The sequence below is a fragment of the Ewingella sp. AOP9-I1-14 genome (genome assembly GCF_052375995.1).
In the GTDB taxonomy this organism is placed as follows: Bacteria; Pseudomonadota; Gammaproteobacteria; order Enterobacterales; family Enterobacteriaceae; genus Ewingella; species Ewingella allii.
Genome location: NZ_JBQSVA010000002.1, coordinates 714,702 through 735,666, shown reverse-complemented (window position 1 = coordinate 735,666; position 20,965 = coordinate 714,702). Strand labels below are relative to the sequence as shown.

General features: G+C 55.8%; 20 protein-coding genes. 14 read left to right on the top strand and 6 right to left on the bottom strand.

All coding sequences use genetic code 11. From position 1 onward, the window contains the following. Positions 1-80: 80 nt before the first annotated feature. The 4 genes from kdpC to ACT3RT_RS08575 form a co-directional block, all read right to left on the bottom strand. On the bottom strand, positions 81-656 hold the full coding sequence (kdpC, locus tag ACT3RT_RS08590) for a potassium-transporting ATPase subunit KdpC (protein WP_353503924.1): 576 nt from the start codon (positions 654-656) through the stop codon (positions 81-83). A 63-nt stretch (positions 657-719) separates the two neighbouring features. Continuing rightward, complete coding sequence (gene kdpB / locus ACT3RT_RS08585; RefSeq protein ID WP_353501355.1) at positions 720-2,786, bottom strand: potassium-transporting ATPase subunit KdpB; 2,067 nt, start codon at positions 2,784-2,786, stop codon at positions 720-722. Positions 2,787-2,829: 43 nt separating this feature from the next. Next, a complete protein-coding gene (gene kdpA / locus ACT3RT_RS08580) occupies positions 2,830-4,533 on the bottom strand; it encodes a potassium-transporting ATPase subunit KdpA (protein WP_496202816.1) in 1,704 nt (567 codons plus the stop codon). 2 nt (positions 4,534-4,535) lie between these two features. Then, a complete protein-coding gene (locus ACT3RT_RS08575; RefSeq protein WP_100937756.1) occupies positions 4,536-4,625 on the bottom strand; it encodes a K(+)-transporting ATPase subunit F in 90 nt (29 codons plus the stop codon). A gap of 453 nt (positions 4,626-5,078) precedes the next feature. On the opposite strand from ACT3RT_RS08575, the gene ACT3RT_RS08570 reads away from it, so the two are divergent. The 5 genes from ACT3RT_RS08570 (at position 5,079) to ACT3RT_RS08550 (ending at position 9,720) form a co-directional block, all read left to right on the top strand. Beyond that, positions 5,079-5,285, top strand: coding sequence for a YbfA family protein (locus tag ACT3RT_RS08570; protein WP_100937755.1), 207 nt, complete (start codon positions 5,079-5,081; stop codon positions 5,283-5,285). A 184-nt stretch (positions 5,286-5,469) separates the two neighbouring features. Further along, complete coding sequence (locus tag ACT3RT_RS08565; RefSeq protein WP_496202815.1) at positions 5,470-6,423, top strand: YbgA family protein; 954 nt, start codon at positions 5,470-5,472, stop codon at positions 6,421-6,423. A gap of 12 nt (positions 6,424-6,435) precedes the next feature. Continuing rightward, positions 6,436-7,875, top strand: coding sequence for a deoxyribodipyrimidine photo-lyase (gene phrB / locus ACT3RT_RS08560; RefSeq protein WP_496202814.1), 1,440 nt, complete (start codon positions 6,436-6,438; stop codon positions 7,873-7,875). 38 nt (positions 7,876-7,913) lie between these two features. Then, positions 7,914-8,894 carry an MBL fold metallo-hydrolase gene (locus tag ACT3RT_RS08555; protein WP_485901560.1) on the top strand — a complete coding sequence of 327 codons (981 nt, stop codon included), beginning with the start codon at positions 7,914-7,916 and terminating at the stop codon, positions 8,892-8,894. A 79-nt stretch (positions 8,895-8,973) separates the two neighbouring features. Next, a complete protein-coding gene (locus tag ACT3RT_RS08550) occupies positions 8,974-9,720 on the top strand; it encodes a type 2 GTP cyclohydrolase I (protein WP_496202813.1) in 747 nt (248 codons plus the stop codon). 16 nt (positions 9,721-9,736) lie between these two features. On the opposite strand, the gene ACT3RT_RS08545 is transcribed toward ACT3RT_RS08550, so the two are convergent. After that, the gene (locus tag ACT3RT_RS08545; protein ID WP_353501360.1) at positions 9,737-11,188 is read right to left on the bottom strand and encodes an MFS transporter; all 1,452 of its coding nucleotides are present in this window, start codon (positions 11,186-11,188) and stop codon (positions 9,737-9,739) included. A 246-nt stretch (positions 11,189-11,434) separates the two neighbouring features. Between ACT3RT_RS08545 and pxpB the strand changes: the two genes are divergently transcribed. The 5 genes from pxpB to nei are packed head-to-tail and all read left to right on the top strand — an operon-like array spanning position 11,435 to position 15,214. After that, positions 11,435-12,091, top strand: coding sequence for a 5-oxoprolinase subunit PxpB (gene pxpB / locus ACT3RT_RS08540; RefSeq protein WP_353501361.1), 657 nt, complete (start codon positions 11,435-11,437; stop codon positions 12,089-12,091). Continuing rightward, a complete protein-coding gene (gene pxpC / locus ACT3RT_RS08535; RefSeq protein ID WP_496202812.1) occupies positions 12,085-13,014 on the top strand; it encodes a 5-oxoprolinase subunit PxpC in 930 nt (309 codons plus the stop codon). Before pxpB ends, pxpC begins: the two co-directional genes overlap by 7 nt. Continuing rightward, a complete protein-coding gene (pxpA, locus tag ACT3RT_RS08530; RefSeq protein WP_485901555.1) occupies positions 13,004-13,750 on the top strand; it encodes a 5-oxoprolinase subunit PxpA in 747 nt (248 codons plus the stop codon). The genes pxpC and pxpA overlap by 11 nt, the downstream gene beginning before the upstream one ends. Positions 13,751-13,769: 19 nt before the next feature. Continuing rightward, positions 13,770-14,420, top strand: coding sequence for a pyroglutamyl-peptidase I (gene pcp / locus ACT3RT_RS08525; RefSeq protein WP_353501364.1), 651 nt, complete (start codon positions 13,770-13,772; stop codon positions 14,418-14,420). After that, positions 14,420-15,214: an endonuclease VIII gene (gene nei / locus ACT3RT_RS08520; RefSeq protein WP_485901553.1), complete on the top strand. Its 795-nt coding sequence runs from the start codon at positions 14,420-14,422 to the stop codon at positions 15,212-15,214. The genes pcp and nei overlap by 1 nt, the downstream gene beginning before the upstream one ends. A gap of 57 nt (positions 15,215-15,271) precedes the next feature. On the opposite strand, the gene ACT3RT_RS08515 is transcribed toward nei, so the two are convergent. Further along, on the bottom strand, positions 15,272-16,558 hold the full coding sequence (locus ACT3RT_RS08515) for a citrate synthase (RefSeq protein ID WP_353501366.1): 1,287 nt from the start codon (positions 16,556-16,558) through the stop codon (positions 15,272-15,274). Positions 16,559-17,433: 875 nt separating this feature from the next. Here ACT3RT_RS08515 and sdhC point away from each other — a divergent pair. Genes sdhC through ACT3RT_RS08495 form a run of 4 tightly spaced genes read left to right on the top strand, consistent with a single transcriptional unit; the run spans position 17,434 to position 20,670 of the window. Beyond that, positions 17,434-17,823 (top strand): succinate dehydrogenase cytochrome b556 subunit, encoded by a 390-nt coding sequence (gene sdhC / locus ACT3RT_RS08510; protein WP_034788669.1) that lies wholly within the window; start codon positions 17,434-17,436, stop codon positions 17,821-17,823. Beyond that, positions 17,817-18,164 (top strand): succinate dehydrogenase membrane anchor subunit, encoded by a 348-nt coding sequence (gene sdhD, locus ACT3RT_RS08505; protein WP_034788463.1) that lies wholly within the window; start codon positions 17,817-17,819, stop codon positions 18,162-18,164. Before sdhC ends, sdhD begins: the two co-directional genes overlap by 7 nt. Before the next feature lie 3 nt (positions 18,165-18,167). Beyond that, entirely contained in the window at positions 18,168-19,934 is a 1,767-nt protein-coding gene (gene sdhA / locus ACT3RT_RS08500; RefSeq protein ID WP_034788466.1) for a succinate dehydrogenase flavoprotein subunit, read from the top strand. 19 nt (positions 19,935-19,953) lie between these two features. Beyond that, positions 19,954-20,670, top strand: coding sequence for a succinate dehydrogenase iron-sulfur subunit (locus ACT3RT_RS08495; RefSeq protein ID WP_034788470.1), 717 nt, complete (start codon positions 19,954-19,956; stop codon positions 20,668-20,670). The last annotated feature ends 295 nt before the right edge of the window (positions 20,671-20,965 follow it).

The following is a 20,965-nucleotide window of genomic DNA, read 5'->3' as shown; positions in this document are numbered from 1 at the left end:
AGGGGGAATCTCGAAAGGTGCAGCGTGTTGCGCCCTAATCACTGATCCTCTTTATCTAGAGGACATCTTTATTCGAACCCTTACTGCGCTTTCAGGTTGTCCAGCGCATGGTTTAATTCAAGCACGTTGACTACGGTTGGGCCGATAAAGCTCGCCAGCGGCGACGAGGTATTATCATCAATCAGTTTATTGACTTGCGCCAGCGTTAAGCCACGCGCCGTTGCCACGCGCTGGGCCTGCCACTGTGCGGCTTCCACCGAAATTTGTGGGTCAAGGCCGCTGCCCGATGCGGTGACTAAATCCACCGGAACCTGTGGCGAACTTTGTGGGTTCGCTTTACGCAGTGCCGCCACGCGATCCGCCACGGCTTTGTCCAGCGCCGGATTGCTCGCCGCCATGTTGCTGCCGCCGGACGCCATTGGATTATAGGGGGTATCGGACGTCGCCGACGGACGCCCCCAGAAATAGTTGTCGCGAGTGAAGTTCTGGCCAATCAGCTCAGAACCGACAATCACGCCATTGTCACGGATCAGCGAACCTTCAGCGCGGTAGTTGAATACCGCGGTGGAGATCCCAGTGGTGACGAACGGGTAGACCACCCCGGTCGCCAGCGTCAGCAGCACCGTCATCACAATCGCAGGGCGCAGATAGCTCATGCGGGTTGGCGCTGGAGCTTGGTTAGCAGACTGAGCACGTAAAACAGACATAGTCTTTATCCCTTAACTTAAGTGTAAAACGGTGAGGATCACGTCGATAATCTTGATACCGATAAACGGCACCACCAGACCACCCACGCCATAAATCCACAGGTTGCGACGCAGCAGCGACGCGGCGCTCATGGCTTTATAACTCACACCGCGTAACGCCAGTGGGATCAGGAACACAATCACCAAGGCGTTGAAAATCACTGCTGACATAATCGCCGAAGCAGGGGAGGTCAGGTGCATCACGTTCAGCGCGTTCAGCTGCGGATAGGTCGCCGCGAACGCCGCCGGGATAATGGCGAAGTACTTCGCCACGTCGTTGGCGATACTGAAGGTGGTCAGCGAGCCGCGCGTCATCAGCATCTGCTTACCGATATGCACCACTTCAATCAGCTTGGTCGGGTTGGAATCCAGGTCCACCATGTTGCCGGCTTCTTTCGCCGCTTGGGTACCTGAGTTCATCGCCACCGCCACGTCAGCCTGTGCCAGAGCAGGGGCGTCGTTGGTACCGTCGCCGGTCATCGCCACCAGACGGCCTTCTGACTGGTATTGGCGAATCAGCGCCAGCTTGGCTTCCGGCGTGGCTTCGGACAGGAAGTCATCCACCCCGGCTTCGGCGGCGATAGCGGCGGCGGTCAGACGGTTGTCACCGGTGATCATCACCGTTTTGATCCCCATCTTACGCAGCTCGGCAAAGCGCTCTTTGATGCCGCCTTTGACGATGTCCTTCAGCTCAACCACGCCCAGAACGCGCGCACCTTCAGCCACGACCAGCGGCGTACCGCCTTTACGAGCCACGTTTTCCACCAGGCCTTCGATAGCCTGCGGGAAGCTGCCGCCGTTGGTTTCCACGTGGCGACGAATGGCGTCCACCGAGCCTTTACGAATGCTGCGGTCGCCGATGTTCACGCCGCTCATACGGGTTTGCGCAGAGAACGGAACAAAGGTGGCGTTCAGCGAATGAATATCGCGTTCGCGCAGGTTAAAGCGTTGTTTCGCCAGCACCACGATGCTGCGGCCTTCCGGCGTTTCGTCCGCCAGTGAGGATAACTGTGCGGCATCGGCCAGTTCCTGTTCCGTCACCTGAGGTGCGGGCAGGAACTGCGATGCCTGACGGTTACCCAGCGTAATGGTCCCGGTCTTGTCGAGCAGCAGCACGTCAACGTCACCCGCGGCTTCTACAGCACGGCCGCTGGTGGCAATCACGTTAGCTTCCAGCATGCGGCTCATACCCGCCACGCCGATGGCCGACAGCAGGCCGCCGATGGTGGTAGGGATCAGACAGACTAACAGCGCGACCAGTACGGTGACGGTGACTGGAACGCCCATGTGGCTGGCGTCAACGCTGAACAGCGAGAACGGATAGAGCGTGGCGGTGGCTAAAACGAACACCAGCGTCAGCGCAACCAGCAGAATGGTCAGAGCCACTTCGTTTGGCGTTTTACGACGTTTTGCGCCTTCCACCATGGCGATCATCCGGTCAAGGAAGGTGTCGCCTGGGTTGGCAGTACACTCAACAATCAGCCAGTCAGACAGCACGCGAGTACCGCCGGTGACGGAGGAGAAGTCACCGCCTGACTCACGAATCACCGGTGCGGATTCACCAGTAATGGCGCTCTCATCCACTGACGCTCCGCCTACCAGCACTTCACCGTCGCACGGCACGGTATCACCGGCTTCGATCAGCACCATGTCGCCTTTACGCAGGCTGTCGGCGGCCACTTTAACCACCGGAGATTCCGGGCGCGGTTCGTAGATTTTCTTCGCCCAGCTGGTCTTCTGCACGCCTTTCAGGCTCTGTGCCTGCGCCTTGCTGCGGCCTTCTGCCAACGCTTCGGCAAAGTTGGCGAACAGCACGGTGAACCACAGCCACAGCGACACGCTGCCGGTGAAGGCGGCGCTGCCGTCAGTCTGTTTGAACAGAATAGCCAGCCAAATAATGGTGGTCAGAATACTGCCCAGATACACCACGAACATCACCGGGTTACGCCACTGGACGCGCGGGTCCAGTTTCTTCACCGAGTCGAGCAGGGCGGTGCGGATCAGGCGCGGTTCAAACAGCGCACGTTGTTTACGAGTCATTTTATTAATCTCACTCATTATCAGTTCAACGGGTTACGCGGCATTAATGGCCGGACCACACCTGCAAATGTTCTGCTACCGGACCGAGGGCCAGGGCCGGAACGAAGGTCAGCGCACCAACCAGCAGAACCGTACCGACCAGCAGGCCGATAAACAGTGGGCCGGAGGTAGGCAGCGTACCGTTGCCCGCTTTCTGACGTTTTTTCGCTACCAGTGAACCAGCGATAGCCAGCACCGGCAGAATCACCCCAAAGCGACCGAAGAACATACATACCGACAACAGCACGTTATAGAACGGGGTGTTGACGCTTAAACCACCGAAGGCGCTACCGTTGTTGTTGGCGGCAGAGGAGACGGCATACAGCACTTCGCTAAAACCGTGGGCGCCCGGGTTGGAGATACCGGCACGGCCTGCGTCAGTCACCAGTGCCAGCGCGGTACCCAGCAACACCAGCGTTGGTGTCACCAGAATCGCCAGCGCGGTCATCTTCATGTCGTAAACATCAATCTTCTTACCAAGGTATTCCGGCGTGCGGCCAATCATCAGGCCAGCGATAAACACCGTCAGCAGCACGAACAGCAGCATGCCGTACAGGCCAGAGCCGACGCCGCCGAACACCACTTCACCAATCTGCATCAACCACATTGGCACCAGACCACCGAGGGCGGTGAAGGAGTCATGCATGGCGTTCACCGCACCGCAGGAGGCGGCGGTAGTGACGGCAGCAAAGAAGCTAGAAGCTAAGATGCCGAAGCGACTCTCCTTACCTTCCATATTGATGTTGCTGGTTGCACCGAGCTGCGTGAAGTGCGGGTTACCCTGCAATTCGGCGTACATAATGACCACCACCGACACCACGAAAATCACTGACATCGCCCACACCAGCGCGTGGCCCTGACGGTTGTCACCGACCACGCGACCGAACGCAAAGCACAGTGCGCAAGGGATCAGGAAAATCGACAGCATCTGCACCATGTTGGTCATGGCGGTTGGGTTTTCGAACGGGTGCGCGGAGTTAGCGCCGAAGAAGCCACCGCCGTTAGTCCCGAGCATTTTGATCGCTTCTTGAGAGGCGACTGGGCCCATTGGCAACAGCTGCTGCGCGCCTTCCAGCGTGGTCACGTGCTGATAAACTTCGAAGTTCTGAATCACCCCTTGGCTGACGAAGTAGAGCGCCATCAGCAGAGTGATTGGCAGAAGCAGGTACATCGTGATGCGCCACAGGTCGGCCCAGGCGTTACCAATGGTATGAGCCGAAGGGCGCGCAAAAGCGCGGATCAGCGCAAAGGCCACGGCAATACCGGTGGCGGCAGACAGGAAGTTCTGCACCGTCAAACCAATCATCTGGCTGAAGTAGCTCAGCGTGTTTTCGCCGCTGTACGCCTGCCAGTTGGTGTTACTCACAAAACTGACTGCTGTGTTGAAAGCCAGATCCCAAGACAAACCGCCAAAGTTCTGCGGGTTCATCGGCAACCAGCCTTGCGCCAACAACATCACCATCAAAACGATGATGCCTAAAATGTTGAATACCATGATGGCGAGGGCGTACTGCCACCAATTCATTTCTGTTTCTGAACTTCCTGCTGTGCGTAATACCCCACGATCAAAACGTTGTAACTTTCCTCTTATAAACCCGCCTACAGGCTGATCTTCAATCAGCTGAGCAATGAAATTCCCCAGTGGTTTTGAGAGCAGCAATAACACCAACATAAAGCTGGCGATCATTAAAAAGCCCGAAGCTGCCATTTTTAAAACTCCTCCGCATTAAGCAGGGCATAAACCAAGTAGCCGAGTAACAACAGAACCAGCAGTGCGCCGCAGATTACGCCAACAGTCACAGTCCACCTCCACAGGTGTTTTTTTATGTTGCAGCGAGAATAGGGAATCGCAGGCAAAGATCCTGAAAAGAAAGCAGTCTTCAGTATAAAAATTATATAAAAATCCCGGCACCCTTGACGCTGTAGCTGCGTTGACTGCGCGCGATCCCCCGAATCACTTACTCGAGTAAGCTCATCGGGATGCTCTCGCTTGCCGCCTTGCTACAGCGCCAATGGCTGGGATTTGGGCTGGGAGAGTAAAAATCTGATAGGTGATCGAGTTGTTATGAAAATGAAATGTAAAAAGTGTTTTTATTTAACTTTTCTGTAACTCAATTACATCGATAGGCAAAATTTGGTGTTTTTTTACACTTTAAGTGGTCAGATGAGTAGTAAACTTTCAGCCATTGCGGTAAAATTTTGTTCAATTTACAGATTCTATTAATTCTTAAACATTCCGAAAGGAGCAACGCTATGTCTGATTACACGCCGTATACGCTGACCCGTATTCTTGTTCGCCGCGCTCTGGTGCTTGCCGCAGGCGTGCTGGCATTACCGGTGATGCTGTTCCGCCAGGACCGCGCCCGTTTTTATAGTTATTTACACCGCGTCTGGCTGAAAACCAGCGATAAGCCTGTTTGGCTGTCGCATGCTGAACTCGCTTCGCAAGATTTTTATTGATCTTTGCTCCTTCCCTTCCTGATAAGGAAAGAAGCTAAAAACCCCGACTGAAAAGCCGGGGTTTTTTATTACCTCAATCTAAAGTTGTACAACATTATTTTGTTGTATAACTTATACTGATTCATAACGAGGGCAGATAGCTCTTTTCCTAAGTGCCATGGCGAACATCATCAGGGAGTTGCTAATGAGTGAACACATTCCGATCGGCATCAGTGCCTGCCTGCTGGGGGAGAACGTGCGTTTTGACGGCGGCCACAAGCGGCTGGCTTTCGCCGTTGAGCAACTTGCGCCCTATGTACGCTTCGAAGCGATTTGCCCTGAGATGGCGATTGGCCTGCCGACGCCGCGTCCAGCCTTGCGTTTGGTTCGTCAGGATGACGGCGTGGCGATGCGTTTCAGTAATGATGAATCCATTGATGTGACAGAGAAAATGCAGAGCTATGCCGAGGAGCGCATTGAGCCTTTGGGGCATCTGTGTGGCTATATTCTCTGCGCCAAGTCGCCGAGCTGTGGCATGGAAAGAGTGCGGGTCTACAGCGCCAACGGCAAAGACGGCAAGAAATGCGGCGTGGGCATTTATGCCGCCGCGTTGATGAAACGCTACCCGTGGCTGCCAGTGGAAGAGGATGGGCGGCTCAATGACCCGGTACTGCGTGAGAACTTTGTCGAGCGCGTGTTTGCCTTATATGAGCTTAACCAGCTGCGGGCCAGCGGCCTGTCGCGCGGCAAGCTGATGGCTTTCCACAGCCGTTACAAACTTTCGCTTTTGGCACACTCCCAGCCACAATATCGCGAGTTAGGCCGATTCGTCGCGGGCATGGCCGAGTGGACTTCGCTGGAAGAGTACTTCGTCGAATATCGCCAGCGGCTGATGATTCTGTTGCAGCACAAGGCCACGCGCCGCAATCACACCAACGTATTGATGCACGTTCAGGGCTATTTCCGCCGCCAGCTTAATGCTCACCAGCGCCAAGAACTGACCCAGCTTATCGACCGCTATCGTCAGGGCGTTCAGCCTCTGCTGGCACCCATCACCCTGCTTAAACACTATATGGCTGAGTATCCGGACGCTTATCTAGCGGATCAGCGGTATTTTGAGCCATATCCAGAGGCTCTGCGGTTACGCTACGGCCATTAATGAAGGATCTTTATGACTACCCATCTCGTCTGGTTCCGCAACGACCTGCGTATCACCGATAACCGCGCGCTGCACGCCGCCTGCGAGGACCTGCAGGCTAAGGTGCTCGCGCTATTTATCGCCACGCCGAAACAGTGGCAACAGCACGTCATGGCGCCGCGTCAGGCGGCCTTTATTTACCAGCACGTTCAGGCTTTGCAGGCTTCCCTGGCCGAGCGTGGCATTCCGCTGTTCTACCAGCAGTGCGATGACTTCGCCGCCAGCAATGTCTGGCTGAAGGATTTCTGCGCCGAGCAAAACGTGGATGCGTTGTTCTACAACCGCCAGTATGAAATCAACGAGTTAGAGCGCGACGCCGCCCTCGAAAAAAGCCTCTCCGGCGAGGTCATTTGTCGCAGTTTTGATGACAGCCTGCTGTTACCCCCCGGCTCGGTAACTACCGGCGAAGGCAGCATGTACAAGGTCTACACGCCATTTCGTCGCGCCTTTCTTGAGCGCCTGACCGAGTCAGACAGCCGCTCGCTGCCTGCGCCGCAGGCGCGTGAAAACGGCGAGGAGGTCAAACTGCACGCGCTGACTCCCTTCGACTATCCGCAGCAGGAGATTGGCGATGACTTCCCGGTCGGCGAAGAGGCGGCGCGTGACCGTTTACGCCGTTTTTGCCGCGAGCAGGTGCAGGATTATCTCGAGCAGCGCGACCTGCCCGCCGTCGACGGCACCAGCTCGCTTTCCCCTTATTTAGCCATCGGCGTGCTGTCGCCACGCCAGTGCTTTAACCGCCTGCGCACCGAATGCCCGGACGTGCTCGAGCGCCGCGACGGCGGGGCCTTTGGCTGGCTGAACGAGCTGGTGTGGCGCGAGTTTTACCGTCATTTGTTGGTGGCCTGGCCGATGCTGTGTAAACACCGGCCTTTCATCGACTGGACCGATAATGTCCGCTGGCGGCACGCGCCGGAAGATCTTCAGGCGTGGAAAGAGGGTAAAACTGGCTATCCGATTGTCGACGCGGCCATGCGCCAGTTGAACGCCACCGGCTGGATGCACAACCGCCTGCGGATGATTGTCGCCAGCTTCTTGGTCAAAGACCTGCTGATCGACTGGCGCGAGGGCGAACGCTATTTTATGTCGCAACTGCTGGATGGTGATTTGGCGGCCAACAATGGCGGCTGGCAGTGGGGCGCGTCCACCGGCACCGACGCCGCGCCTTACTTCCGCATTTTCAACCCTACCACTCAGGGGGAGCGTTTTGACAAAGCCGGGCGATTTATCAAAGCTTGGGTGCCGGAGTTGACCGATGTCCCAGAAAAAGGAATTCACCAGCCACATCAATGGGCTGAGAAAACCCAGCGCGTGCTAGACTATCCTCAGCCGGTTATCGATCACTCCACCGCCCGGAAAGACACACTGGCGGCGTTCGAGGCGGCGAAACGAGGGAATCAGCCACAGGGCTGAGAACCAACAGAAATCTTCACCACACACGGAGCGATGTGATGAGAAACAAAATGTTGGCGCTGATCCTGGCGTGTTCCGCGAGTCAGGCATTCGCAGGTTTTGACGTGGTGGCGCTTGGCGTTCACGGCGGCGTTGAGGAGGGCAACCTGACCTCCTATCTGATTCGCAGCGATGACCAAAAAGTTTATCTCGGGCTGGATGCCGGTTCGGTTCTGCCCGGGATCAGTAAGGCGTTGGAAAAGGGCGCCTTTCCTCAGGTGACGCCAGAAAATGCCGCGCCTTACACCCCGCAGGGCGCGGTTTTCCGCAATCTGATTGGCGGCTACTTCATCAGCCACGGCCATCTCGACCACCTTGCCGGGCTTATCATCAGCTCTCCCGAAGACAGTAAAAAACCGATTTACGGCACCGCCGATACCATCGGCACCCTGCGCCAGCACTACTTCAACGGCAAAGTGTGGCCGAACTTCACGGATGCCGGCAGCGGCCTGCGCATCGGCACCTATCGCCTGAATGCGCCGCGCCCGGCCCAGCGTTTTTCCGTCGGGCTTACCGGGCTTGATGGCGTGATTTACCCCCTCAGCCACGGCGGTACGCCGTCGAGCATGATCCTGCTCAGCCGCAATAAAGAGTCTTTTGCCTACTTTGGCGATACCGGCCCGGACGCGGTGGAGAAGTCGAACAATCTGGCGGCGGTGTGGCAGGTGCTGGGTGCTGAGGTGAAAGCCAAGCGGCTCAAGGGCATCATCATCGAAACCTCTTATCCCGACGACGTGGCCGACGGCAAGCTGTTTGGTCATCTGACCCCTGAATGGCTGCTCAAAGAGCTGAAAGTCTTGGAAACCGCCAGCGGCGGCAAAGGCTCTCTCGACGGCCTGAGTGTGATCATCAGCCACATCAAGCCCAGCCTGAAAGCCGGTGAAAATCCAGAAACCGCAATCATGCAGCAGTTGGAGAAAGGCAATGACCTTGGGGTGAAGTTTATCAGGATGCAGCAGGGCGACCACTTAACCTTATAGCCAGCCGTGTTGAAGGTTGGGTGTTAGCGGCTTGTCAGTTATCATCACCCTAAATATTCAGACGCAATGAGAGACCGATATGATCACCAACCTTCAGCTTGAATCCTTGATTAATCAGAAACTTGATGTCAGTAGCTTCCATGACTATGCGCCGAACGGCTTACAGGTGGAAGGGCGCAAGGAGATCAACCGCGTCGTGACCGGCGTGACGGCTTCTCAGGCTTTACTGGACGCGGCGGTGGAGCACAAGGCCGACGCTATCTTGGTTCACCACGGCTATTTCTGGAAAAACGAGCCATCGGTAGTGCGCGGCATGAAGCGCAACCGGTTGAAAACTCTGCTACTTAACGACATAAACCTCTACGGCTACCACTTGCCCCTTGACGCCCACCCGGAGTTAGGCAACAACGCGCAGCTGGCCAAGATGTTCAGCATTGAGGTGCTGGGTGAAGTGATGCCGCTGGTGCCTTTCGGCGAGCTGAAAACGCCACTCAGCGGCGAAGCTTTGCGCCAGCGCATTGAAGTGCTGCTGGACCGTAAGGTGCTGCACAGCGGCCAGGGCGGCCCGGCTGAGATTCGTCGCGTGGCCTGGTGCTCCGGCGGCGGTCAGGGCTTTATCCAGCAGGCGGCGGAGTTTGGCGTTGATGCCTTTATCAGCGGCGAAGTCTCCGAGCAGACCATCCACATTGCCCGCGAGATGGGCCTGCACTTCTACGCCGCAGGCCACCACGCCACCGAGCGCTATGGCGTGAAAGCGCTGGGGGAGTGGCTGGAGAAAGAACACAAATTAGAAGTCACATTTATAGATATCGATAACCCAGCTTAAAGGCTATTTTTAGCCATTAAAGCACGCGCCGCTCTTTCTCTTCGGGCGGCTCTTCCGGCGCGCTATCTTCCAGCAGGGTGAAGGCGCGCTGTAAGCCGGTATCGGCGTCGGGGTCTGCCCCCTGTGGCGCGAAGGCGCTCGGCTCCTCCTCTTCTTCCTTCTCAATATCATCATTGGCGGCCGCGTCTTCATTGGCCATTTCCGGTGCGGGCATGGTTTCCTGAATCAGCTGCTCATCAAAGGCTGGGTTCAAGGCTGGCGACAGCGGCGAACTGCTCAAGCTGTCCGGCATGGCGATATGCGGCAGTGGCGCATCCACCGCCATCACCGTCTCTTCCTCTTTGGCCGAAGTTCGGCTCAGGGCCACAATCCCGCCGCCGCACAGGGCAAAGAAGGCATACAGAATGTTGCCGCCCAGAGGTTCAATCAGCGCACCCACCGCCAGCGGGCCTATACAGGCACCTACGCCAAAGGCCATCAACAGACAGGCGGAAAGGGAAACGCGCCGCTCCGGCTCAATCATATCATTCGCTAACGCCACCACCAGTGGATAGAGGGTGAACTGCATCAGGCTGACCACAAAGCCGACGCCCAGTAGCACCGGGAAAGAGATATGGGTGAAGATCGCCAGCGGCAGCGCGGTTACCGCCAGCAGCACGGCGTTAATGCGCATCAGCATGTTGCGGTTGTAGTGGTCCGACAGCCAGCTCAGCGGGAACTGCGCCAGCAGCCCGGCGAAAATCGCCAGCGCCATAAACAGGCCGGTTTGCTGAGTGGTTAGCTCTTGCTGGCTGGTGTAAATGGGCGCCAAACCGTAGAACGACCCGACCACCATGCCAATCAGCAGGGTAGTGGCGAGCACCTTAGGAATAGCGCCAATAAAGAACTTCAGCTCCATCGGCGCGGGGGACATATGGCTGACATTGGTGCGGGTGGTTAGAGCAATCGGCACCAGACAGAGGGCGAAGCAGAGCGCGATGATAATCAGCGTGCTGACCCCCAGCCCGTCGTTAATCATCAGCACCACCTGCCCCAGCGCCATGCCGAGATAAGAGGCGACCATATAGAAGCCAAACACCACGCCGCGCTGGGCGGCTTCCGCCTGATCGTTCAGCCAGCTTTCCAGTACCATGTATTGGCACATCATGCACAGGCCGATGATTAAACGCAGCACCACCCAAATCGGGATCATCTCAGTCAGACCGTGGCCTAGCACGGCGGCGGTGATGATCCCCGAGCAGGAGACATAGGCGCGAATATGGCCGACGCGGGCGATAAGGATATGGCCGATTTTGCCGCCAATCACCAGCCCGATGTAGTTGGCGGCGATGATGGCACCAATCATTGCGCCGCTGACGTGGATAGCCGACAGCCGCAGAGAGATGTAAGTGGTGAGCAGGCCCGAACCGAGCAGCATCAGCAGGGTGGTGGTGTATAGCGGAAAGAATAATGCCAGCGGCTTTTTCAAATCATCTCCCTTGGTGTTTCTAAAAAGGCTTTATCCGAAAGCACAAAAATAAAGCAATAGATTGAGAGTAGCAGTAGAACACGGGAGGCGAAACCTGAAAGGGGTCCGAAACTGGCGGTTGTTGAGTTGACATCCTCCGTCCGTTTCACGCATAACTGTTTCCAGTCTAACGATTTTCTTTCTGCAGTTTATTTAACAGCTGCTTTTGCGGCTGCATCAACAACGGCTTTTTTGAGGAGTGTTTGAGTGCAACGAGCACGGTGTTACCTGTTGGGCGAACGCGCGGTGGTTCTGGAGCTTGAACCGCCAGTTTCATTAGCCAGCCAGCAACGCATTTGGGGACTTGCCCAGCGTTTGCAGGACTATCCCGGCGTGCGGGAAGTGATCCCCGGCATGAATAATCTCACAGTATTACTGACCGACCCGGAAAGCTTTGTGCTGGACGCCATTGAGCGTTTACAGCAGTGGTGGGAAGAGAGTGAGTCGGTGGAGCTTGAGTCGCGAGTGGTTGAAATCCCAGTGATTTACGGCGGCAAGCACGGTCCCGACTTGGAATTTGTTGCCCAGCACACTGGCATGAAACCGCGCAAAGTGGTGGAGTGCCACGCCAGCGCCGAGTACATCGTCTACTTCCTCGGCTTCCAGCCCGGTTTTCCTTATCTCGGCGGCATGCCGGAGAAGCTTAATACCCCGCGCCACGCGGAGCCTCGGCTGGCGGTACCTGCCGGCTCTGTGGGCATTGGCGGCAGCCAAACCGGCATTTACCCACTCATCACCCCCGGCGGCTGGCAAATTATTGGCCATACGCCGCTGGCGATGTTTGACGCGCGCCAGTCCCCGCCAAGCTTGTTGCGTCCCGGAGATAAAGTGCGCTTTGTGCCGCAAAAGGAGGGGGTATGTTAAGCATTATTCGCGCAGGTATTTTTACCACGGTGCAGGATTTAGGCCGCAGCGGCTACCGCCAACTGGGCGTCAGCCAGACCGGCGCGCTGGACGCTCCCGCGCTGCGCATCGCCAACCTGCTGGTGGGCAATGACCAAAACGCCGCCGGGCTGGAAATCACCCTCGGGCAGTTCAGCGCCGAATTTAAACGCGCGGGCTGGATAGCCCTGACTGGTGCAGGCTGCCACGCCGAGCTGGACGGCAAAGTGCTGTGGACCGGCTGGCGTTATCCGGTAAAAGCCGGGCAGGTCATCACCCTCAAAACCCCCGCGCGCGGCATGCGCAGCTATCTGGCGGTGTCCGGCGGTATCGACGTGCCGGAGGTGCTCGGCTCGCGCAGCACCGACCTTAAAACGGCCTTTGGTGGCTTAGAGGGCCGCCCGCTGCGCGACGGCGATAAGCTACCGATCGGCAAGAAAGGCCAGACTCCGCGGCAGTCGACTGGCATCAAACAGCTGCTGTTCGGTAATCGCATTCGCGCGCTGCCGGGGCCGGAATATCTGGAATTTAGCGAAGAGGCGCGCGAGGCGTTTTGGCGCACCTCTTGGCAGCTTAGCCCGCAGAGCAATCGCATGGGGTATCGCCTGCACGGCCATAGTCTGAAACGGGAAAGCAATCGCGAAATGTTGTCCCACGGCCTGATCCCAGGCGTGGTGCAGGTGCCGCACGGCGGCCAGCCCATCGTGCTGATGGCTGACGCGCAGACCACCGGCGGCTATCCGCGCATCGCCTGCGTGATTGAAGCTGACCTCTATAACTTGGCGCAAATCCGCCTCGGCGAGCCGGTGCATTTCGTCAAATGCTCGCTGGAAGAGGCGCAGCTGGCGTCGAAAGAGCAGGAACGCTTTATCGAACAGATTAAGTGGGGGCTGCATGGCCGCTGATCTCAGGGTGGATTTAAACGCCGATCTTGGCGAAGGCTGCGACAACGATCAGGCCCTGCTGCAGCTGGTGAGTTCCGCCAATATTGCCTGCGGCTTCCACGCCGGTGACGCCCAAACCATGCTGCAATCGGTGCGCTGGGCGCTGCAATACGGCGTGGCGATTGGTGCGCACCCGAGCTTCCCTGATCGCGAAAACTTTGGCCGCACGGCGATGCAGCTTCCGCCGGAAACGGTCTATGCGCAGGTGGTGTATCAGCTTGGGGCGCTGGCGGCGATTGCCCGCGCCGAGGGCGGCAAGATGGTGCACGTCAAGCCGCACGGCATGCTCTACAACCAGGCGGCGACTGACCCGGCCTTGGCCGACACCATTGCCCGCGCGGTGCACAGTGTAGATCCTGCTTTGAAGCTGGTGGGGCTGGCGGGCAGCGAGCTGATTCGCGCCGGATCGCGTTTGGGGCTGGCGACGTCGCAAGAGGTGTTTGCCGATCGCCGCTATCAAAGCAGTGGCAATTTGGTGCCGCGCAGCCAGCCGGATGCGCTGATTGAAAGTGACGAGTTGGCGCTGCAACAGACCCTGATGATGGTTCAACAGCAAAAAGTGGTCAGCCGCGAGGGGGTCGCAGTGCCGGTGCAGGCCGATACTGTCTGCCTGCACGGCGACGGCGAGCACGCTCTGGCCTTCGCCCGCCGTCTGCGCGAGGCGTTTCGTCAGCAGAATATTCAGGTTTCAGCCTGAAACAATAAAAGGATCTCTTATGCGTAAAGTTCTGGTAACCGGTTTTGAGCCCTTTGACGGGGAGCGCCTTAATCCTTCGTGGGAAGTGGTGAAGAAGTTAGAAGATCTGGAGATCTCCGGCGCGCGCATTGTGATTCGCCAACTGCCTTGCGTGTTCGGCAAAGCCATTGACGCGCTGAATGCCGCGATTGATGAAGTGGATCCGGCGATGGTGATCGCGGTGGGGCAGGCGGGCGGTCGGGCTGACTTTAGCGTCGAACGTGTGGCTATCAACGTCGATGATGCAAGAATTCCCGACAATGACGGCAACCAGCCGGTTGACCTGCCTATCGTCGCCGACGGCCCGGCGGCCTACTTCTCACTGCTGCCAATCAAGGCGATTGTCAGCGGGTTGCGCGAGGCGGGCATTCCGGCCTCGGTGTCGCAGACGGCGGGCACTTACGTCTGTAACCACATCATGTACGGCCTGCTGCATCGTCTGGCGCAGCCGGGCTGCAAGGTGGTGAAGGGCGGCTTTATTCATATCCCATATTTGCCCGAACAAGCGGCAAAACATCCCGGCCAGCCGAGTATGTCGGTGAAAACCGTGCTTGAAGCGCTCGAGCTGACCATCGCTATTGCCCTGCATACTGAGGAAGATTTGAGGGTGGCGGGAGGCGCGACGCACTGATGCCTGAAGGTCCTGAAATTCGCCGCGCCGCTGACCAGTTAGTGCGCGCGGTGGTCAATAAACCGCTGACCGACGTCTGGTTTGCCTTTCCCGAGTTACAGCCCTACCAGTCGGCGCTGATTGGCACGCAGATTACGGCGATTGAAACGCGCGGTAAGGCGCTGCTGACGCATTTCTCCAATGGCTTAACCCTCTACAGCCATAATCAGCTGTACGGCGTCTGGCGGGTGGTTGAGGCGGGGCAGCAGCCGAAGGAGAGCAAGCGTTCGCTGCGGGTGAAGCTGCAAAGCACCGACGGCACTATTTTGCTCTACAGCGCGTCTGAGATTGAGATGTGGTCGAGCGATGAGATAGAAAATCATCCGTTCTTGCAGCGTATTGGCCCCGACGTGCTGGATGAGACGCTGACCGTGGAGCAAGTGCGCGAGCGGCTACTCTCTGCCAAATTCCGCAATCGCCAGCTGGGCGGCATGCTGCTCGATCAGGCATTCTTGGCTGGGCTAGGCAACTATTTGCGGGCGGAAATTCTCTGGCAGGCCAAGCTGCTTCCCACGCATAAACCCAAAGACTTGAATGAACAGCAGCTAGATGACTTGGCTGACGCCTGTCTGTCCATTGCACGCTTGTCTTATGCTACGCGCGGGCAGGTGCAGGAGAACAAACACCACGGCGCGCTGTTCAGCTTTCGGGTATTTGGTCGGGCAGGCAAGGCCTGTAAGCGCTGTGGCGAAACCATCGTCAAAACCTCGGTGTCTACCCGGCCCTTTTTCCACTGTCCCGGCTGTCAACACTAGGTTTTGAGCAATAAAAAAGGCACTCAATGAGTGCCTTTTTCTCGTCTGCTGACAGACTTATTTCTTTTTCACCTGAGAGCTGAAATCACGTTTGTCATAGCCGGTGTACAGCTGACGTGGACGAGCGATTTTGATGCCGTCCTGGTGCATTTCGTTCCAGTGTGCAATCCAGCCCACGGTACGCGCCATCGCGAAGATAACGGTAAACATGGAAGAAGGAATACCCATGGCTTTCAAGATGATGCCTGAGTAGAAGTCTACGTTCGGGTAGAGTTTCTTCTCGATGAAGTACGGGTCGTTCAGCGCGATGTGCTCAAGTTCCATCGCCACTTCCAGCAGGTTGTCTTTCAGATCCAGCTCTTTCAGTACTTCGTGGCAAGTGTCACGCATTACGGTGGCACGAGGGTCATAGTTTTTGTAAACACGGTGACCGAAGCCCATCAGGCGGAACGAATCGTTTTTGTCTTTCGCACGTTTGATGAATTCTGGGATGTGATCGACGCTGCTGATCTCTTCGAGCATTTTCAGCGCAGCTTCGTTGGCGCCGCCATGAGCCGGTCCCCACAGAGATGCGATACCCGCCGCAATACAGGCAAATGGGTTAGCGCCAGAAGAGCCTGCGGTACGCACGGTAGAGGTTGATGCGTTCTGTTCGTGGTCAGCGTGCAGGATAAGAATTCGGTCCATTGCGCGTTCCAGCACTGGGTTCACCACATACTCTTCGCAAGGGGTTGCGAACATCATGTGCAGGAAGTTGCCAGCGTAGGAGAGGTCATTGCGCGGATAAACGAACGGTTGGCCAATGGAATACTTGTAACACATGGCGGCAACGGTCGGCATTTTGGACAGCAGACGGTAAGCAGCGATTTCGCGGTGACGCTCGTTTTCCACGTCGATAGAGTCGTGGTAGAACGCCGCCAGAGCACCGGTCACGCCGCACAGCACGGCCATTGGGTGCGAGTCACGGCGGAAGCCGTGGAACAGGCGAGTGATCTGCTCGTGAACCATGGTGTGGCGTTCAACGATTTTTTTGAAATCTTCGTATTGAGCCTGAGTTGGCGCTTCGCCGTACAGCAGCAAATAGCTCACTTCCAGGAAGGTTGACTCTTTCGCCAACTGATCAATCGGGAAACCGCGGTGTAACAGAACGCCTTCGTCACCGTCGATGTAAGTAATTTTGGATTCGCAAGATGCGGTAGAGGTAAAGCCGGGGTCAAAGGTGAACAAGCCTTTGGAGCCGAGGGTACGAATGTCAATTTCGTCCTGACCCAAGGTGCCGGATAGCACGTCGAGTTCAATTGGGTCTTGACCTTGTAGGGTAAGTGTCGCTTTCTTATCAGCCATTTACAGTCTCCTTAGCGCCTTTATTTTAAAAATCGTCAACAACTGAACAGCCTAAAATATCACCTCAATCCCCGTCATTATTATTTCGGCGGACTCTGCGATCGATTTTAGAAAGGGAACGTAGAGCCAATCGGCTGTGACCTTGGATCACGATTTGACGGACAGGCGACACTTCATCGTTGTTAAAGATTCGATAGATCTTACAATTCTGTTACTCAGCTTTCGGTGGATCAGTACTTACGACAAGGTTATGGATATAACACAATCCCCACTTTTGCATAACTTGGCGTAACAGGGAAGGGTGGATGTGTCTGTCGTAGTCATCACGGATGTGAGCGAATGGCTAATATGTAATGGAAATGTTGATCCAATGTCAAACTACATAATTTATTTTGTTTGGATTGTGAAAAATGGGAGCCTAATCACTGTTTCGCAGAAATGTGACCAAAGCGTTTGTAGGGGAATTGTAATAGGAATGTGATCAACCTATACTTTGCGCCAGGTCTCCGGGTAACCCGAAGTAGGAGCACCCAGCATCACCTTCTTTTGTCTTTCAGGTTAATGGAAAAGCACTGAAGGAATTCATTTTTGCGCCGTTTAAGCACATCGGATGTCGTTGTTTGAGCGCGGGAAATGTGGAGCTTAAGCTCTAATATATCCAAGTAATTGGAATTGTGGGAAGGCGGCAATTGAGCGAGTCACGATGAGCTTACGTCGGTAAGTGATTCGTGCGAGTGAAAGCGGCCAACGCATCCACAATTTCAAGAACGCAGGATAGATGCTGTCTGAACACCGCCAAGGCCGGAGGAAGGAAAATAATAAGACCTTCGTCATCAACGCGATTGCCGCGATCACGAAAAGGTTCTATGAGGTGTGTGGGCAAAACCGTGAAAAAACAAAGACCTGTCAATCTGGATCTGCAAACGATCCGGTTTCCCGTAACTGCAATAGCGTCCATCTTACACCGTGTCTCCGGCGTCATTACCTTCGTCGCTGTCGGTATCCTCCTCTGGCTGCTCGGCATGTCACTCTCTTCGCCTGAAGGGTTTGCACACGCAGCTGAAATCATGAATGGCTTCATTGTGAAATTCATCTTCTGGGGAATACTCACCGCACTGGCCTATCACGTCTGCGGTGGCATTCGTCACTTGCTGATGGATTTCGGCTATATCGAAGAGAGTTTAGCTGTCGGTACCCGTTCAGCCCAAGTGGTGATCGGCCTTACCGTCGTGCTGTCAATTCTGGCTGGAGTCTTCGTATGGTAAACAATGTTTCGGCATTAGGACGCAATGGTGTCCACGACTGGCTGCTGCTGCGCGCATCGGCGATCGTTATCACGCTGTATATCCTTTATATTCTGGGCTTTGTTGTGATGGCTCAGGACATTACTTTTGATGTCTGGCAAGGCTTCTTTGCTTCCTCCATTACCAAAGTATTTACCCTGCTGACGCTGCTTTCGATTCTGATCCACGCGTGGATTGGCATGTGGCAGGTGTTAACGGACTACGTCAAGCCTCTGGCTGTGCGACTGGTGCTGCAACTGGCTATCGTCGTGACGTTAGTGGTTTATCTACTTTATGGAACAATTGTTGTTTGGGGAGCGTAGTCAATGAGTCTGCCAGTCAGAGAGTTTGATGCTGTCGTTATCGGTGCAGGTGGCGCCGGTATGCGTGCCGCATTACAGATTTCACAAACGGGCCAAACTTGCGCCCTGATTTCTAAAGTATTCCCAACCCGCTCCCATACGGTGTCAGCGCAGGGCGGTATCACCGTAGCCCTCGGTAACACCCATGAGGATGACTGGGAATGGCATATGTACGATACCGTGAAAGGCTCCGACTATATCGGTGACCAGGACGCGATTGAATATATGTGTAAAACCGGCCCGGAAGCGATTCTCGAGCTGGAACATATGGGTCTGCCTTTCTCCCGTCTTGACGACGGCCGAATTTATCAGCGTCCGTTTGGTGGCCAGTCGAAGAACTTCGGCGGCGAGCAGGCGGCACGTACTGCGGCAGCGGCTGACCGTACAGGTCACGCCCTGTTGCACACCCTTTATCAGCAGAACCTGAAAAACGGCACCACTATCTTCTCCGAATGGTATTCACTGGATTTAGTGAAAAACCAAGACGGCGCGGTAGTCGGTTGTACTGCCATCTGTATTGAAACCGGCGAAGTTGTTTACTTCAAAGCAAAAGCCACCGTGCTGGCGACCGGCGGTGCAGGCCGTATTTATCAATCCACCACTAACGCACATATCAACACCGGCGACGGCGTAGGTATGGCACTGCGTGCAGGCGTTCCAGTGCAGGATATGGAAATGTGGCAGTTCCACCCGACGGGTATTGCGGGCGCGGGCGTGCTGGTGACCGAAGGTTGCCGTGGTGAAGGTGGTTACCTGCTGAACAAAGACGGCGAGCGCTTCATGGAGCGTTACGCACCTAATGCTAAAGACCTGGCGGGTCGTGACGTGGTGGCGCGTTCCATCATGATCGAAATCCGCGAAGGCCGTGGCTGTGACGGTCCTTGGGGCCCACACGCCAAGCTGAAACTTGACCACTTGGGCAAAGACGTTCTGGAATCACGCCTGCCGGGCATCCTTGAGCTGTCTCGTACCTTTGCTCACGTTGACCCAGTCAAAGAGCCAATCCCGGTTATCCCAACCTGTCACTACATGATGGGCGGCATTCCGACCAAGGTGACCGGTCAGGCGCTGCGCGTGAATGAGAAAGGCGAAGACGTGGTGATCCCAGGTCTGTTCGCAGTAGGCGAAATTGCCTGCGTATCCGTTCACGGTGCTAACCGTCTCGGGGGGAACTCACTGCTCGACCTGGTGGTCTTCGGCCGCGCGGCGGGTCTGCATCTGCAAGAATCCATCAACGAGCAGGGCGACAGCCGCGATGCATCGCAAGATGATATCGACCACGCCCTTGAGCGTCTGAACCGTTGGAACAACACCCGTTCCGGTGAAGATCCGGTGGCGATTCGTAAAGACCTGCAATCCTGTATGCAGCACAACTTCTCGGTATTCCGCGAAGGCGATGCGATGGCGAAAGGTCTGCAAGAGCTGAAAGAGATCCGTGAGCGTCTGAAAAATGCCCGTCTGGATGACACTTCAACAGAATTCAACACCCAGCGCGTTGAATGTCTGGAGCTGGATAACCTGATGGAAACCGCATTCTCCACCGCCGTTTCTGCGAACTACCGTACTGAAAGCCGTGGCGCGCACAGCCGCTTCGACTTCCCAGATCGTGATGATGCTAACTGGCTCTGCCACACGCTTTATCAACCGGAAACTGAGAGCATGACTCGCCGTGAGGTGAACATGCAGCCTAAGCTTCGCGCGGCGTTCCCGCCGAAAGCGCGTACTTACTAGGGCGTTGCGGAGACAGATTATGAAACTCGAATTTTCGATTTATCGCTATAACCCAGATGTTGACGACGCGCCGTACATGAAAGATTACGTACTGGAAGCGGAAGAAGGGCGCGACATGATGGTGCTGGACGCGTTAATCCAGCTGAAAGAGCAGGATCCAACCCTCTCTTTCCGTCGCTCCTGCCGTGAGGGCGTGTGTGGCTCAGACGGTATTAACATGAACGGTAAAAACGGTCTGGCTTGTATCACGCCAGTTTCGGCTTTACAGAAAGGCAGTAAGAAGATTGTTATCCGTCCTCTGCCGGGTCTGCCAGTGGTGCGTGACTTGGTTGTGGACATGGGGCAGTTCTATAAGCAGTATGAGAAAATCAAACCTTACCTGTTGAATGATGGGAAGAATCCCCCGGCGCGCGAGCACTTGCAGATGCCGGAAGAGCGCGAAAAGCTGGACGGATTGTACGAATGTATTCTCTGCGCCTGCTGTTCGACTTCTTGCCCGTCGTTCTGGTGGAACCCGGACAAATTCGTTGGTCCGGCCGGTTTGCTGGCGGCTTATCGCTTCCTGATCGACAGCCGTGACACAGAAACTCAATCTCGTCTGGATAATCTGGACGACGCTTTCAGTGTATTCCGGTGCCACAGCATCATGAACTGTGTCAGCGTGTGTCCTAAAGGCCTAAACCCTACCAAGGCTATCGGTCACATCAAATCGATGCTGCTTCAGCGCGGTGCCTGAGTCAGTAAGATGATGTTCAATAGCGGGAACTCAGGTTCCCGCTAACATTAAGTGAGTTATTGGTAACATATTCGCAACAAGGTGCAACAAAGTTGCCCCCGATTGGAGTAGTATAAGAACAGGAGAAAATAATAAGGTCGGATAACGCAGGGTAGCGCCAAAAGCCAACATGCAACACGAGGCAGCAAGTTGATTTTTGGAGGTTCCTTGACAGAGCCGCAGGCTCCAGACCAATGAACTGAATATGTATGGAAAACCGTCTTACCACGGTGTATCACGGTCAATATTATTAACC